19 protein-coding genes are annotated in these 14,708 nt (G+C 57.9%); 10 read left to right on the plus strand and 9 right to left on the minus strand.

The features are described from left to right. Nucleotides 1-94: 94 nt before the first annotated feature. The 3 genes from trpA to ACTG4B_RS14325 all read left to right on the plus strand — a co-directional run bounded on the left by trpA (nucleotide 95) and on the right by ACTG4B_RS14325 (nucleotide 2,525). Entirely contained in the window at nucleotides 95-886 is a 792-nt protein-coding gene (gene trpA, locus ACTG4B_RS14315) for a tryptophan synthase subunit alpha (RefSeq protein WP_439156381.1), read from the plus strand. A 66-nt stretch (nucleotides 887-952) separates the two neighbouring features. Beyond that, nucleotides 953-2,116 carry an alpha-hydroxy acid oxidase gene (locus tag ACTG4B_RS14320; RefSeq protein WP_439156382.1) on the plus strand — a complete coding sequence of 388 codons (1,164 nt, stop codon included), beginning with the start codon at nucleotides 953-955 and terminating at the stop codon, nucleotides 2,114-2,116. A gap of 148 nt (nucleotides 2,117-2,264) precedes the next feature. Beyond that, nucleotides 2,265-2,525 (plus strand): hypothetical protein, encoded by a 261-nt coding sequence (locus ACTG4B_RS14325; RefSeq protein ID WP_439156383.1) that lies wholly within the window; start codon nucleotides 2,265-2,267, stop codon nucleotides 2,523-2,525. 64 nt (nucleotides 2,526-2,589) lie between these two features. On the opposite strand, the gene ACTG4B_RS14330 is transcribed toward ACTG4B_RS14325, so the two are convergent. After that, entirely contained in the window at nucleotides 2,590-3,750 is a 1,161-nt protein-coding gene (locus ACTG4B_RS14330) for an MFS transporter (RefSeq protein ID WP_439156384.1), read from the minus strand. A 186-nt stretch (nucleotides 3,751-3,936) separates the two neighbouring features. On the opposite strand from ACTG4B_RS14330, the gene ACTG4B_RS14335 reads away from it, so the two are divergent. From ACTG4B_RS14335 to ACTG4B_RS14345, 3 genes are all read left to right on the plus strand, one after another. Further along, nucleotides 3,937-4,575: a 50S ribosomal protein L25/general stress protein Ctc gene (locus tag ACTG4B_RS14335; RefSeq protein ID WP_439156385.1), complete on the plus strand. Its 639-nt coding sequence runs from the start codon at nucleotides 3,937-3,939 to the stop codon at nucleotides 4,573-4,575. 99 nt (nucleotides 4,576-4,674) lie between these two features. Beyond that, entirely contained in the window at nucleotides 4,675-5,349 is a 675-nt protein-coding gene (gene pth / locus ACTG4B_RS14340; protein WP_439156386.1) for an aminoacyl-tRNA hydrolase, read from the plus strand. A gap of 85 nt (nucleotides 5,350-5,434) precedes the next feature. Further along, nucleotides 5,435-5,815, plus strand: coding sequence for a DUF2237 family protein (locus ACTG4B_RS14345; protein ID WP_439156387.1), 381 nt, complete (start codon nucleotides 5,435-5,437; stop codon nucleotides 5,813-5,815). A 3-nt stretch (nucleotides 5,816-5,818) separates the two neighbouring features. Here the strand turns inward: ACTG4B_RS14345 and ACTG4B_RS14350 are convergent, their stop codons facing one another. The 7 genes from ACTG4B_RS14350 to ihfB all read right to left on the minus strand — a co-directional run bounded on the left by ACTG4B_RS14350 (nucleotide 5,819) and on the right by ihfB (nucleotide 10,040). Then, on the minus strand, nucleotides 5,819-6,301 hold the full coding sequence (locus ACTG4B_RS14350; protein WP_439156388.1) for a helix-turn-helix transcriptional regulator: 483 nt from the start codon (nucleotides 6,299-6,301) through the stop codon (nucleotides 5,819-5,821). A 28-nt stretch (nucleotides 6,302-6,329) separates the two neighbouring features. Next, a complete protein-coding gene (locus tag ACTG4B_RS14355; protein WP_439156389.1) occupies nucleotides 6,330-6,776 on the minus strand; it encodes a hypothetical protein in 447 nt (148 codons plus the stop codon). A gap of 47 nt (nucleotides 6,777-6,823) precedes the next feature. Continuing rightward, on the minus strand, nucleotides 6,824-7,228 hold the full coding sequence (locus tag ACTG4B_RS14360) for a PepSY domain-containing protein (protein ID WP_439156390.1): 405 nt from the start codon (nucleotides 7,226-7,228) through the stop codon (nucleotides 6,824-6,826). A gap of 218 nt (nucleotides 7,229-7,446) precedes the next feature. Further along, nucleotides 7,447-8,673, minus strand: coding sequence for a tryptophan synthase subunit beta (gene trpB / locus ACTG4B_RS14365; protein ID WP_439156391.1), 1,227 nt, complete (start codon nucleotides 8,671-8,673; stop codon nucleotides 7,447-7,449). A gap of 72 nt (nucleotides 8,674-8,745) precedes the next feature. After that, on the minus strand, nucleotides 8,746-9,396 hold the full coding sequence (locus tag ACTG4B_RS14370; RefSeq protein ID WP_439156392.1) for a phosphoribosylanthranilate isomerase: 651 nt from the start codon (nucleotides 9,394-9,396) through the stop codon (nucleotides 8,746-8,748). Beyond that, on the minus strand, nucleotides 9,396-9,749 hold the full coding sequence (locus ACTG4B_RS14375; RefSeq protein WP_439156399.1) for a lipopolysaccharide assembly protein LapA domain-containing protein: 354 nt from the start codon (nucleotides 9,747-9,749) through the stop codon (nucleotides 9,396-9,398). Before ACTG4B_RS14375 ends, ACTG4B_RS14370 begins: the two co-directional genes overlap by 1 nt. A gap of 9 nt (nucleotides 9,750-9,758) precedes the next feature. After that, on the minus strand, nucleotides 9,759-10,040 hold the full coding sequence (gene ihfB / locus ACTG4B_RS14380; protein WP_439156393.1) for an integration host factor subunit beta: 282 nt from the start codon (nucleotides 10,038-10,040) through the stop codon (nucleotides 9,759-9,761). A gap of 284 nt (nucleotides 10,041-10,324) precedes the next feature. Between ihfB and ACTG4B_RS14385 the strand changes: the two genes are divergently transcribed. Next, nucleotides 10,325-11,029, plus strand: coding sequence for an acylneuraminate cytidylyltransferase family protein (locus ACTG4B_RS14385; RefSeq protein ID WP_439156394.1), 705 nt, complete (start codon nucleotides 10,325-10,327; stop codon nucleotides 11,027-11,029). On the opposite strand, the gene ACTG4B_RS14390 is transcribed toward ACTG4B_RS14385, so the two are convergent. Further along, a complete protein-coding gene (locus ACTG4B_RS14390; protein WP_439156395.1) occupies nucleotides 11,026-11,733 on the minus strand; it encodes a tyrosine-protein phosphatase in 708 nt (235 codons plus the stop codon). The two genes, ACTG4B_RS14385 and ACTG4B_RS14390, sit on opposite strands and share 4 nt — an antisense overlap. Before the next feature lie 129 nt (nucleotides 11,734-11,862). Between ACTG4B_RS14390 and ACTG4B_RS14395 the strand changes: the two genes are divergently transcribed. The 3 genes from ACTG4B_RS14395 to ACTG4B_RS14405 form a co-directional block, all read left to right on the plus strand. Continuing rightward, nucleotides 11,863-12,894 carry an N-acetylneuraminate synthase family protein gene (locus tag ACTG4B_RS14395; protein WP_439156396.1) on the plus strand — a complete coding sequence of 344 codons (1,032 nt, stop codon included), beginning with the start codon at nucleotides 11,863-11,865 and terminating at the stop codon, nucleotides 12,892-12,894. Beyond that, nucleotides 12,887-13,672: a glycosyltransferase family 25 protein gene (locus ACTG4B_RS14400; RefSeq protein ID WP_439156397.1), complete on the plus strand. Its 786-nt coding sequence runs from the start codon at nucleotides 12,887-12,889 to the stop codon at nucleotides 13,670-13,672. The genes ACTG4B_RS14395 and ACTG4B_RS14400 overlap by 8 nt, the downstream gene beginning before the upstream one ends. 139 nt (nucleotides 13,673-13,811) lie before the next feature. After that, the coding region (locus ACTG4B_RS14405) for a rhamnan synthesis F family protein (protein ID WP_439156398.1) at nucleotides 13,812-14,708 on the plus strand (897 nt) is incomplete at its 3' end.

Consider the following 14,708-nt stretch of genomic DNA (forward strand, 5'->3'; position numbering starts at 1 on the left):
CAAGCGCCGCAGCACCGCAGAAGAATGCATCGCCCCCATTGATTTTCCCTGCCCCATCGCGCAAACCGATCCGAGGTTGAAAACGGGGATCATCATGAGCAGAATCGACGCCAAATTCGCGCAGTTGCGGACCGAGGGCAAGAAAGCCTTTGTCGCCTATGTCATGGCGGGCGACCCCGATTACGATACCGGGCTGGACATCGTCAAAGGTCTGCCCGGCGCAGGCGTCGATATCATCGAGCTGGGCATGCCCTTTACCGACCCGATGGCGGATGGCATCACGATCCAGCTGGCGGGCCAGCGCGCGCTGGAAGGCGGGCAGAACCTTGAAAAAACGCTGCAATACGCGCGTGAACTGCGCAAGACCGATGACGCGACGCCGATTGTCATGATGGGCTATTACAACCCGATCTATTCACGCGGCGTCGATACATTTTTGCAAGACGCGGTCGCGGCCGGCATTGACGGGCTGATCATCGTAGACCTGCCGCCCGAAGAAGACGACGAATTGTGCATACCAGCGCAGGCCGCGGGCATCAATTTCATCCGTCTGGCCACGCCGACCACGGACGACAAACGCCTGCCCAAGGTGTTGGAAAATACATCCGGCTTTGTCTATTATGTGTCTGTCACCGGCATCACCGGCACCGCCGAGGCGCAGGCGGGCGATGTCGCCCCCGAAGTGGCAAGGATAAAGTCGCAGACCGATCTGCCTGTCATCGTCGGTTTCGGAATCAAGACACCTGACGCCGCAGAAGCCATCGCCAGTATTGCCGATGGTGCCGTGGTTGGTTCTGCCATCGTGGACAGGATCGGGAAGGGCGAAAGTGTCGCCGACGTCCTTGCGTTCGTGAAAACGCTGGCAGACGGGACGCACCGTGGCTGATCTTCCTGCCTTGATTTAAGCTGCGGAACCGGTAAGGTTTCATGACCAATTTCAAGGATTCCAGCCATGCCCGTCATCACGACCATTGACGATCTCAAGCGTCTGCACAAACGCCGCACGCCCAAGATGTTTTACGACTATGCCGAAAGCGGCAGCTGGACGGAACAGACCTTTCGCGAGAACACGTCAGATTTCGACAAGATCCGCCTGCGCCAGCGCATCGCGGTGGATATGACCAACCGCACCACGAAAGCCCGGATGATCGGGCAGGATGTGGCGATGCCCGTGGCGCTGGCCCCGGTCGGGTTGACCGGGATGCAAAACGCCGATGGTGAAATCAAGGCGGCAAAGGCGGCGGAAAAATTCGGCGTGCCTTTCACGCTGTCCACCATGTCGATCTGTTCGATCGAGGATGTAGCCGAAAATACGACCGAACCGTTCTGGTTTCAGGTCTACACCCTGAAAGATGATGATTTCATGCAAAGGCTGTTTGATCGCGCGCGCGACGCGGGATGTTCGGCCATCGTGATCACGCTTGATCTGCAAATTCTGGGCCAGCGCCATAAGGATCTGAAAAACGGCCTGTCTGCCCCGCCGAAATTCACCGTTGCAAGCATGCTCGATCTGGCGACCAAATGGCCGTGGGGCATTGAAATGCTGCAAACAAAACGGCGGTTTTTTGGCAATATCGTGGGCCATGCCAAGGGCGTGTCGGACCCGTCGTCGCTGGCGTCGTGGACCGCCGAGGCGTTTGATCACGCGCTGGATTGGGACCGTGTCGCGCAACTGATGAAAATGTGGGGCGGCAAGGTGATCCTGAAAGGGATCCTCGATGCCGATGACGCCCGCAAGGCCGCCGAACTGGGGGCCGACGCGATCATTGTGTCGAACCACGGCGGGCGGCAACTGGATGGTGCGCTGTCGTCGATCCGCGCGCTGCCCGCCATTCTTGATGCGGTCGGTGACAAGGTCGAAGTGCATTTCGACGGCGGGATCCGGTCGGGGCAGGATGTGCTCAAGGCGCTCGCGATGGGGGCAAAGGGCACATATATCGGGCGGGCCTATGTGAACGGGCTGGGTGCGATGGGCGAAAAAGGTGTGACCAAGGCGCTTGAGGTGATCCACAAGGAGTTGGATACGACCATGGCGCTATGCGGGCGGCGGGATATCACGACGCTGGACCGCGATATCCTGCTGGTGCCCGCGGATTTCGAAGGGACTTGGGCCTGATTGCGGCAGGACCGCGACCATAAAGCGGCGAAGATCATGAAATCATTAATAAATTATTGACAGCCATCTGTTTGGCCGCCATCAGTTTATTGCGGTGGGCATTATCCCTGCCGGTTCATCAATGATCTATCTACGGAGTATCCTTTTTATGCGTTTTACAACTCACCTCATCGCAGCGGCGGCGCTTGCCGCTTCGACAGTTGCCGCATCGGCACAAGACATGACGGCCCCTGCGGCTGCCGCAGACGACATGTCACAGATGACAAGTGCGCCCCAAGACGATTACGTTGTGATGGGTATTTTCGCGCTTATGCTGATTATCGCGGCATCCGGCGGGTCATCGGGTGGTCAGAAAAAACGGATAAATGGAATAACACTTGAGCAAAACCTCGACGTTCCACCCAGCTAATAAGCCGCGCCAGTATCAACAGACAAAAGGGCAGGCCGCTGGTCTGCCCTTTTTTGCACCTGTTTCAAATCGCAGCTGCCTTTGTGCCGTTGCGTGGCTGCCGCCGCACCAGCACAGACAGCGGGACCAGCGCCATCAGGATCAGCGCCACGCCGCCAAAGGCCACGCGCAGCCCCATGACCTGCGACACCAGCCCCATCAGGACAGGCGCCATGAAAAACCCCGAAAAGCCGATGACGGCGGTGCGGCTGATCGCCTCGGTCCGCAGGTGTGGCACCACCAGTTTTCCGACCAGCGCCAGGCCCATCGGGCCGATCACGGAAATCCCCAGCCCCAGCACGGCAAAGCCCGCATAGGCCACCACTGGCGTCGGCGCCACGGCCACCACAACCGCACCCAATGCCGATACAAGTGCTGCAATGACCACAACGCGCGCTTCGTCCATCCGCGACACGATCACCTGGCCGGAAAACCGCCCCACGGCCATGGTAAAACCCAGCATCGCGGGGCCCAGCGCGCCCTCGACCGCGCCGCCACCCAGGGTGCGTTCCACATGCAGGGCCGACCACGCCTCGACCGTGGCTTCTGACATGAAGGCAATCAGCACGATTGCCCCGCACAGCACAATCGGCCAGACCGGATAGCGCCCGGCATACCCATCCTCGGCCGCGACAACAGTGACATCCATCCGCATGAATGGCACCAGCAGCAGGCAAAACGCCCCGAACCCCGCAAAGACCAGCGCAGGCGCGATGCCCGCTTCGCGGGTGGCACCGACGGTCAGGGCCGCCACGGCATAGGCTACGGAAAACATGGCGTGATTTGCATTCATCAAGGGCGTGTCATGCGCTGCTTCCAGTTCACTGACGCGGGCGTTCATCACCACATCTAGCAGGCCGGACGCCAGACCGACAAATGCCATCGACGCCGCAAAAGCCAAAGGCAGGGTGATATGCGCCGGAAACAACCAGGCAAAGGCCAGCAACACAACACCGACCTGCATCCCCCTGCCGCCCAGCACCCGGTCAACGCGCGGGGCCAGCCACATAGCCGAGACCAAACCGGCCGCAGACCCCAGCAACACCGTCCCGAACACCGCGTCCGACGCGCCAAGCTGCGCCTTGATCACCGGCACATGGGCGGCAAAACACCCCCAGAACAGGCCGATCACCACAAAGGCGGCCGCAGGACGACGTGACAGGACAAGGGCGTGAATGATAGACATGGCACATTGATTGGCAGCGAAACCGGCACATCGCAAGGCCCAAGTCAGCCCGACAGGCACCAAGGACCGGAAAATGAGCGGCAACGCCCATACCCCCTTTCCAAACGCACGAATCCCGCCTATAGCAACGGCTTCATCGGGCCCGGACACCCTTGGAGGCGGGCCCCTACATTAAGGAATACGACTATGGCTGATAAGATCCCTGATCTGGTCGCCACGGTACGGACGGGGACAGGCAAGGGGGCCGCCCGTCAAGCTCGCCGTAGTGGCGACGTACCTGGCGTGGTTTATGGCGGTGGGGTTGACCCGATCGCGATTACACTTCCCTTCAACTACCTGCTGACCATGCTGCGCAAAGGCCGCTTCATGTCCACGCTGTTCAACCTCAAGGTTGAAGGCCATGACGATGTGCGCGTGATCTGCCGCGGTGTGCAGCGCGACGTGGTCAAGGACCTGCCCACGCATATCGACCTGATGCGCCTGAAGCGAACCAGCCGGGTGAAACTGTTCATCCCCGTCGAATTCGACAATGCCGACACCTGCCCCGGTGTCAAAAAGGGCGGCGTTCTGACGGTTGTGCGCAACGAGGTTGAACTGGACGTGCTGGCCGGGGATATCCCCGATCACATCACCGTCGATCTGGCGAACGCACAGATGGGCGATGTGATTCACATCAGCGAAGTCACCCTGCCCGAAGGTGCCAAGCCCGTGATCGAGCGTGATTTCGTGATCGCCAACATCTCGGCCCCGCGCGCCGTGCTGGCAGAGGATGACGAAGAAGAAGAAGTCGCCGCAGACGAAGTGCCGACAACTTCCGAAGAATAAGCCCTGCACGCCAGGCAAAAGATCAGGGCATCCCTTTCGGGGTGCCCTTTTTCATAGGTGCCACTGGCACCGCACCGCAGCATCCATTAGATTAGAAATATGAAACTAATCGTAGGCCTTGGAAACCCCGGCGCAAAATATGCGCAAAACCGGCATAACATCGGTTTTATGGCGGTTGACCGGATCGCTGCCGATCACGGGTTCAGCCCTTGGCGGGCCAAGTTTCAGGGCCAGATCGCCGAAGGCCGGTTCGGATCAGAAAAGGTTGTGCTGCTCAAGCCTGAAACATTCATGAACCTGTCCGGCCAATCCGTTGGCGACGCGATGCGCTATCTGAAACTGACGCCGGAAGATGTGATCGTCTTTCATGACGAAATCGATCTGGCACCCGGCAAGGTGCGGCTGAAAACAGGTGGCGGACACGCGGGGCACAATGGCTTGCGGTCGATCCACGGCCATATCGGGCCAGACTACGACCGGGTGCGCCTTGGCGTGGGCCACCCCGGCCACAAGGACGCGGTACCCGGATATGTGCTGCGTGATTTCGCCAAGGCCGATCAGGACTGGCTGGACGATGAATTGCGCGGGATCAGCGACGGCATTGCGCATCTGGTCGCCGGTGAAAGGCCGAAATTCCTGAATGCCGTCGCGCTGCGGGTCGCCCCGCCCCGGTCATCGACCAGCGCATCGAAGCCCGAAAAACCTGCGCCTGCGGCTGCGCCGCCCAAAGACACCCGCAACGCGATGCAAAAATTGGTGGACCGGTTTCGCTGATCCCGCATCATGCGTGGCAATCGCGGGCAAGTCAGCTACATTCGATGGCATGAACGCCTTTTGATCGCAGAAAGCCGAAGCAGATATGGAAAAAGACCCATCCTTTAACGTTCTTGGCAGCACGCTGGCCACCTGTTCAACGGCGCCCATGACGGGGTTCTTTCGGAACGGGGCATGCGACACATGTGCCGCCGATCAAGGAAGCCACACAGTTTGCGCGATCATGACCGATGAATTTCTGGCCTTTTCGAAATACGTTGGCAACGACCTCAGCACACCGCGGCCAGAGTTCGGGTTTGCCGGGCTCAAGGCTGGTGACAGCTGGTGTCTATGTGCCAGCCGGTTCCTGCAAGCCCACGAAGAGGGGTGCGCGCCAAAGGTCAATTTGCATGCGACACATGTGCGCGCCTTGGACGTCGTGCCGATTGATGTGCTGCATCAGAATGCCCTGCCGCTTGAAAAATGATGCTCAGTCAGGGGATTCCGACATCAGTTCGTCAATGAAAACACTGAGCAGTTGGGTCCGGCCACCGACGCCCGCCTTGCGATAGATCGCATTGGTCTGTGCCTTGATCGTGCCTTCGCTGACCTGACGCAAACCCGCGATTTCCTGAATTGACATGCCTTTGATCGCAAACAGGGCCACGTCACGTTCCGCCGGGGTCAATGCCCATTCAGCAAAGCGTTCTTCCATCACTTCGCGAAACGCCCCCGAGGCGAGGCGCAACTGGTCGCGCATTGCCACGTTACGCGCCATCGTGCGGCGCAACACCATCACACCCAAGGCCGTGCCGAGAAGCAGCCCAAGTGCCGCCCCCAACTCGATCATTTCATAAAATTGCCAGCTTATCGGCGTCAGGCCCAGAACAGAGGCCAGAATTTGCGACACAAAGAAAAAGGCGCAAAGCACCTGCACAACCACAACCGGCAGGACGAACCATTGCTTTGCCACCCGGCGGACCCCTTAGTTTGATGCGCGATCAGTCATCGTCGTCGTCATCATCATCGTCATCATCCCGATCATCGTCGTCGTCATCGTCATCGTCATCGTCTTCATCATCATCCCGATCATCGTCATCGTCTTCATCATCACTGTCGTCATCTTCATCATCATCATCGCGGTCGTCGTTGTCATTGTCACCACTACCGGGATTGATCAGTCGCGGCAGGCGCATCTCATCCTCGTCGTCGAACGTGCGCCAATAATCACGCAGAATTTCACCTGTCTGTGGGTTGAATACGATTTCGCGGCGCAAGTCATCACGATACGCCACCAGCCGCACACGGCCCAGCCATGTCCGGCTGCTCGACACACGCGAAAACCCCTGTGCCTCAAGCTGCGATGTGATCGATTCCTGAAACGTCTGGGCCGCCAGATGACCTGGCGCCCCAAACAAAAACAGGCAGATTATCAGCCGTTTAAACATAATGTTTCCATTAAAGAACAGTCGCCGGTTTCGGCAACACGAAAAGATCAGTCGTCGTCACCCTCGTCATCATCATTTTCGTCACTGTCGTTATCGTCATCGTCATCTTCATCATCGTCGTCGACATCTTCATCATCTTCATCATCTTCGTCATCAATGAAGTCTTCGTCGTCGTCGCGCACACTGACCCCAGAGCGGACATCGTCATCGGCATCGATCGGCGCGACCTCTTCTTTCAGAATTGCGCCGGTTGCAGCATCATAGACGACTTCAAGTTTCATGCCGTCCCGGATTGCCTCGACCTTGACCTGTGTCGGGCCATTTTCAACTTCGATGCGGGTATAGCCCTGTTCCTGGAGTTGGGTAATTACCTGATCCGCGATGGATTGCGAAAAAGCAGCGGTCGCTGTCATGGCAATCGCGGCTGTCGTGGAAAGCAGAATGTTCTTCATTTTTCATCTCCTAATGTTTGCGCTGGCCCGCCAGATGCGCACCATTACGTCAAACCAAACAGATCATGACCCAAGGACACCATTGGCCATGAGTTTAACACATATGCAATAAACGCAAGGCAGAGCGGCATAAACAAAAGTTTATGACCCACAAAACAAAGGCCCGCAGTGACGCGAGCCTTTGTTTTATTACCTTACAGGGGTGATTTGACCTGCGATCAGGCGCTCATGTCAAACCCAAGGTGTTTTGCGACGGTGAAAATATCCTTGTCGCCACGCCCACACATATTCATCACCAGCAGATGATCGCCGGGCAGTTCAGGGGCGATTTTCATGACGTGCGCAAGCGCATGAGACGGTTCCAGCGCCGGAATGATTCCCTCTAGTGCGCAGCAAAGCTGAAACGCTTCCAGCGCCTCGACATCGGTTATTGCAACGTATTTCGCGCGGCCGATATCATGCAACCATGCGTGTTCCGGACCAATACCAGGGTAATCCAGCCCCGCAGAAATGCTGAAGCCCTCCAATATCTGGCCCACGTCATCCTGCAACAGATACGTGCGGTTACCATGCAGCACACCGGGGCGTCCGCCGGTCAGTGATGCGCAATGCTCCATCTTTTCGTTCACACCCTTGCCGCCGGCCTCGACGCCGATGATGTTCACCTCTTTGTCGTCAAGGAACGGATAGAACAGACCCATGGCGTTCGATCCACCACCGATCGCCGCAATCAGCGTATCGGGCAGACGGCCTTCTGCCTCTTGCATCTGGGTTTTGGTTTCCTGCCCTATGATCGCCTGAAAATCACGCACCATCGCGGGATAGGGATGCGGCCCGGCCACCGTGCCGATGCAATAGAACGTGTCGCGCACATTCGTGACCCAGTCGCGCAAGGCGTCGTTCATTGCGTCTTTCAGCGTTCCGCGACCCGATGTCACCGGCACCACCTCTGCACCCAGCAGTTTCATGCGGAATACATTGGGTGCCTGGCGTTCAACATCGTGGGCGCCCATATAGACCACGCATTTCAGCCCGAACTTGGCACAGACCGTCGCCGTGGCCACCCCGTGCTGCCCCGCACCAGTTTCCGCGATGATCCGTGTCTTACCCATGCGGCGCGCCAGAATGATCTGCCCCAGCACATTGTTGATCTTATGCGCGCCGGTGTGGTTCAATTCATCCCGCTTCATGTAAATCTTGGCGCCGCCCAGATGCTCGGTCAGGCGTTCGGCGTGATACAGCGGGCTGGGGCGGCCGACATAATGCGTCCACAGGTGATGCATTTCCGCCCAAAACGTTTCATCCGTCTTGGCGCGTTCGTATTGCTCTTCCAGTTCAAGGATCAGTGGCATCAGGGTTTCGGAAACAAACCGCCCGCCAAAATCGCCAAACCGGCCCTTTTCGTCGGGGCCGGTCATGAAGCTGTTGAAAAGATCGTTGGCCATGGGACACCTCTTGTATTTCGACCGCCAGCATTATCGCCAAGGGGCAGAATGGTAAAGCAAGCAAAGCTGCGGTTATTTGACCGTTTGTGCGGCGTTGCAAAAGTCTGCGATCAACGTGGCGTCCTTGACGCCCGGTGCGCTTTCCACACCCGAGGATACATCGACCTGCCGCGCCCCGGTCAGACGGATGGCCTCGGCCACGTTCTCCGCCGTCAGTCCGCCCGCCAGCATCCATGGCACCGGCCAGCGCCGCTCGGCGATCAGCCGCCAGTCGAATGACAACCCGTTGCCGCCAGGCAGATCGGCATTGCGCGGCGGTTTCGCGTCGATCAACAACTGGTCTGCGACCTGCGCATAGGTGTCGATGGCAGCAAGATCATCAGCATCTGCTACGCCCAGCGCCTTCATCACGGGCAACCCGTAGCGCGCCCTGATTGCCGCGACACGATCCGGCGTCTCCGCGCCATGCAGTTGCAACATGTCCAGCGGCACGGCATCGATCATCGCGTCCAACTGGACATCATCGGCATTCACGACCAGCGCCACCTTGGCGATGCCGGCGGGGACGTCGCGTGCGACGTGCGCCGCCTGTTCCAAGGTGACGTTTCGTGGCGATTTTGGAAAAAAAACAAGCCCGACATATGACGCGCCCGCATCAACGGCGGCCTGCATCAGCCCCGTGTCCCGCAGACCACAGATCTTGACCCGCGTGTCAGATGGCATCAGCTGGCTTTGTCCAATAGCGCGAGCACATCATCGCCCTTGGCCTTGGCCGCCTCACCGCGCAGATTTGCAACCTCGCGGCGCAGTGATTCCAGTTCGCGGGCCTTTGTGCGGGCCTCTGCGCGCTGGCGATGTTCACGCAGCCATTCCCAGACAAACCCGATCAGAAGTCCCGCCCCGACACCAAGAAAGATCACAACGAACAACGGCAATGAGATATCGGGCGAAATCCCCAACAGATCGGCCAGCGCCAAAGGCATCGCCCGCACGGTCACCATGCCACTGTTCGCAAGCCCGATCAGGATCAGACAAAGACCGACAACGGCCCAGAATACATAGCGGATGGTTTTCATCATGACCTCTTAGTTTTCATTCAGCCGGTCGCGCAACAGCTTGCCGGTCTTGAAAAACGGGACATGTTTTTCCTCGACATGCACGGCCTCGCCGGTGCGCGGGTTGCGGCCGACGCGTTCATCCCGTTTCTTGACCGAAAAGGCACCAAAGCCGCGCAGTTCAACCCTGTCCCCGCGCGCCATCGCGCCGGTAATTTCGTCAAAGATGGTATTCACGATCTTTTCAACGTCCCGCTGATACAGGTGCGGATTTTCGTCGGCAAGCTTCTGGATAAGTTCCGATCGGATCATGGCGGTGACCTCCCATTAGACACGGCATTTGGACGCGCCGGTTTAATCCCAGCTTTTCAAGCAACTATAGGCGCAATCCCTGTATGGTGGAATAGCGAAGGACGCCTGTTTTCCCCCAAAAAGCATCGGGTTGCGCCAGGATTCAGCACCACCGACAGTAAGAACCCCACAGTTTGCTGCAACGGCCCGCCCTTGCGGACACTTAATGACGCGACGATTCGCGCAAATGATTGACCCTTTACCGGGTTCCGGGCAATTGTCCGCGCAATCACAGGGGGTGACACATGATCATAGGCCACATCGGGGCGCGCGCCGGCAGCAAGGGCGTTCCGAACAAGAATTTTCGCATGCTGCACGGCAAGCACCTGATCGACTGGTCGCTGGATCAGTTGTTTGCAAATGACCGCGTCGATCATGTGGTGGTATCAACCGATTCACCCGAAATCCATGCCCATGCTGTCAGCCGCGGCTGCATCGATATCGGCCTGCGCCCCGCACATCTGTCCACGGATACGGCCGCCAAGTGGAACGTCTGGCAGCATGCCCTGGAAGAAACCGAAAAACAGACCGGCCCGGCGGATGCGTTTCTCGACCTTGACTGCACATCGCCCCTGCGCCTGCCGCAGGACATCGACGCCGGGCTGGACCTGTTTGAACAAGCGCGGCCCGATATGGTCATGTCGTGCTGTGAAAGCCGGAAGAACCCGTATTTCAACATGCTGGAAACCGACGAGGCCGGCGCGCTGCATGTCAGCAAGCCCCTGCCGAACGGCGTCGTTGCCCGCCAGCAGGCACCGATGGTCTACGATCATGTCGGGTTGGTCTATGTTGTGCGCCCCGATTACCTGCGCAGCGCGCAAAGCCTGTTCGAAGGTCGGGTGATCCCCCTGATCGTGCCCAATGAACGCGGGTTGGACGTGGACAGCCCCTTTGACTGGGAGGTGATTGAATTCCTGCTGGGCCGCCAGATTGAACAGGGGCTGCGTTAGCGCCAGCCCTGCCATGGTTTCAGTGCCGCCTGTTTCGCGGCAAAGCTGGCTGTCAGCGCGGCAGGATCGTATTCGGTGCGGATCCACTCATCAATCGCGATGGGTGACTGTGCAGTGCGCGCGGCATAAACATCCAGAAAATGATCAAGAATGCCCGTTGCGGTCCGGCGGATGTGAATAAAGCGAAAGCTGAGTTGTTGTTGCGCGACCAACAGCGGCTGGCCTTCGTGGACCATCAGGTAAATCGCCGCCGCCAAACCAGTCCGGTCAGCGCCTGATTTGCAGTGCATCAGGAACGGGCGTTCGATCGTCGCAAAGGCGTCGAGCAGGTCGGTCAGCTCTTTCACCTGAGGGGCACGGCGGGCGGCCATCTGTGTCGTCACCAGCGTCAGACCCAGCTTGTCGCAGCTTTCGACCTCGAACAGGTAATGCGGCTGTTGCGCCACGCCGCGCAGGTTCAGCACAGTCTTGATGCCCAGATCGGCATAGGCTGAAAACCGTGCGTGGTCGGGGTGATTGGACCGATAGGCACCGGGCGCGAACTCTGCGAAATTATGCCAGAACGTGCGCAGGATACCATGATCCAGCCAGCGCAAATGCTGCAACGACCGCTTGCGTTCCACCGGGTCGGTGATGTCGTGACCAAAGGAATTGCGCAAATCGCGCTCTTTACGGTCAAGGGTCTCAAGCAGCTTGCGGATCATCGGGGCTCGGTCGGGTTGTTGTGGGCTTCACTTGGACCATCGGGCACGTCATTGCAATGGTGCGGGGCGATTGCCCCGTCGTGCCAAAGACCGTAAACAGGCCCTGAACCGCCACCAAGGAGACCCCGGATGGACATCGCAGGCCGCAAGATCGGGCCACAGCACCCGCCACTCGTCATTGCTGAAATCGGCATCAACCATGGTGGCGATCTGGCTGTCGCCAAAGAGATGGTGCGCCTTGCCGCCGGGTCGGGCTGCGAAATGATCAAACATCAGACGCACATCATCGAAGACGAGATGACAGAGGAAGCCAAACAGATCTTTCCGCCCAACGCCGACGTGTCGATCTGGGATGTGATGGCCGCCTGTGCCCTGTCGCTGGAGGACGAGGCAGAGTTGAAACGCTATACCGAGAGCCTTGGAATGATCTGGATTTCCACGCCGTTTTCGCGCGCGGCGGCGGATTTTCTGAACGAACTGGACGTGCCCGCCTTCAAGATCGGATCGGGCGAGGCGGATAACCTGCCCCTGATCCGCCACATCGCCCGCATGGGCAGGCCGGTGATCATGTCCACGGGCATGCAAAGCATCGACACAATCCGCGCGTCGGTGCAGATACTTGAGGATGCGGGCGTGGAATACGCGCTGCTGGAATGCACCAACCTTTATCCGTCCCCGCCGGAAATCGTGTCGCTGCAAGGGGTGACGGACCTGAAAAACGCATTTCCCAATGCCGTTGTCGGTTTCTCTGACCACTCCATCGGGCCGGAAATGGCGCTGGCGTCGGTGGCACTTGGGGCCTGCATCCTGGAACGGCACTATACCGACACGCGCTATCGCCGGGGGCCGGATATCATCAATTCGATGGACCCGTCAGAACTGCGCCATCTGATCGACCGGTCGCGCGAAATCCACACCGCGCTGATGAACCCCAAGGAACGCACATCCGCCGAAGAGGACGTATACCGTTTCGCCCGCGCATCTGTCGTCGCCGACCGTGACCTGCCGGCAGGCCATGTGATCACTGAATCCGACATCTGGGCCCGCCGCCCCGGCTCGGGTGAAATCGCCGGCTATGACTTTGACCGCCTGCTGGGTCGCACCCTGACCCGCGCGGTGACACGCAACACCCAGTTGAAGTGGGCCGATCTGGATGGCTGAGGCGCTGACCCGCGCCGATATGGGTGTCTGGCTGATCAATCTTGATCGCGACAAGGACCGGCTGGCGGGCATGACCGCACAGCTTGATGCGATGGGCCTGCCCTATACCCGGTTTCCGGCGATTTCCGGCAAGGATCACGCGGCAGAGCTGTTGAAGCGCGTGGATGCTGCCGCCTATGCGCGCCATATGGGCAGCCCGATATCCGACGGGCATATGGGGTGCTATGCCTCACATCTGGCCGTTTGGAAAATCCTGGAGGATTCACCTTTCAAGGTCGGCCTGATCCTGGAGGATGACGTGGTCTTCCATGACGACTTTCTGGAAAGTCTTGATATCGCGCTGGCCGGCGCCGCGCATTGGGACATGCTGCGGTTCAACTGTATCCGTGCGAAACTGCCCGTCAGTCAGGGGCGGCTGGGGCGCTATACGCTGAACGCCTACGTCGGGCCGTTCACGGGCAATGCCACCTATTTGATCAAACGCGATGTGGCCGCCCGGATCGCGCCGGGCTTCTGGCCACAGACCCGCGCCCACGACCACGAATTCAACCGCTTTTTCCATCACGATTTCCGCCAGTGCGGGCTAGAGCCGTTTTCATCCCACGTGGACGACGGTGGCGTCAGTGCAATCACCGGCACCGGCTTTGCCGATGTGCATAAATTCAAATGGTATCGGAGGCTGCCGCATTATCGGCTGAAGGCGGTGAATTATTTCCGCCGCGCATGGTGGCTGGCCCGCAAGGGGCGATTGTTTTCGCGGCACCGGCCGCTGGATTGAATCGTCTTGGCCAACTGCGGGTCTTTCAACTTGATGCACCCGCCATAACATGCTTCACAGCCCCAAGTTGTTTGCCGTAGCTTACTGTTACCCTGTCTGCCCGCCCTTCTTTTGAACATATATTTTTTCTGGAACGCCCATGACGATACCACTTTGGAAACTGAACCGCGAATTACGCCGCATCGGCAATCAAATTCTGCGGTCTCCCTATATTATCCTGGATATTCATGAGCGCCTGATGGAACCTGTGTGGCGGCACCGGCACCGCAAGGCATTCGACGCGCATGCCGCAGTCGGTGACGGTCAGGTCGCAGAAACGCAGCGTGTTGCGATCTTTCTGATCTATCAACCGGGCGGCGTGGCACAAAGCACGATTTCCCTTTGTGAAAACATGATTGCGCTGGGTTTTTCCCCATTCATTGTATCCAATGCCCCCTTGTCACAGACTGACCGTAGCAGGATTAACGCCGTCGCATGGAAAGTCATGGAGCGGCCCAACTTCGGCTATGATTTCGGGGGGTATCAGGATGCGCTGTTTGCCCTGCGGGATCTGAAAGACACGCTGGAGTATCTGATCATCATGAACGACAGCGTCTGGCTGGAATTCACGCCGGACCTTTGGGAAAGATTACTGGCGCAAGACAGCGATGTTGTTGGTTTTATTCAAGAAGATAAAATTATAGATATTTCAAATCGAGATATTGCAACAGAAAACCAAAATCTGCAATCATATTTTTTCATATTCAAAGGCATACTGTGGAAAGCTGATGCCTTTTGGCATTTTTGGAAGAATTACAAGATGGTCAGCAACAAGAAAAGGACAATAAAAAATGGAGAGATTGAATTTACTAACCATTTGGTAAAATGTGAAATTAGTGCAACTGCGCTTATATCTAAAAAAAGATTCATTGAAAAAATTGAAGCCAGCGATAATTCATTTATTCGCACGGCCTTGAATTATGCTGTATATAATTCTAACAGATTGAGAAAAGAGAATTTAGATTTATTGGAAAGATTTGATTCTTCAAAATCTTGG

Origin of the sequence: Yoonia sp. (genome assembly GCF_965660735.1) — a bacterium.
Taxonomy (GTDB): domain Bacteria; phylum Pseudomonadota; class Alphaproteobacteria; order Rhodobacterales; family Rhodobacteraceae; genus Yoonia.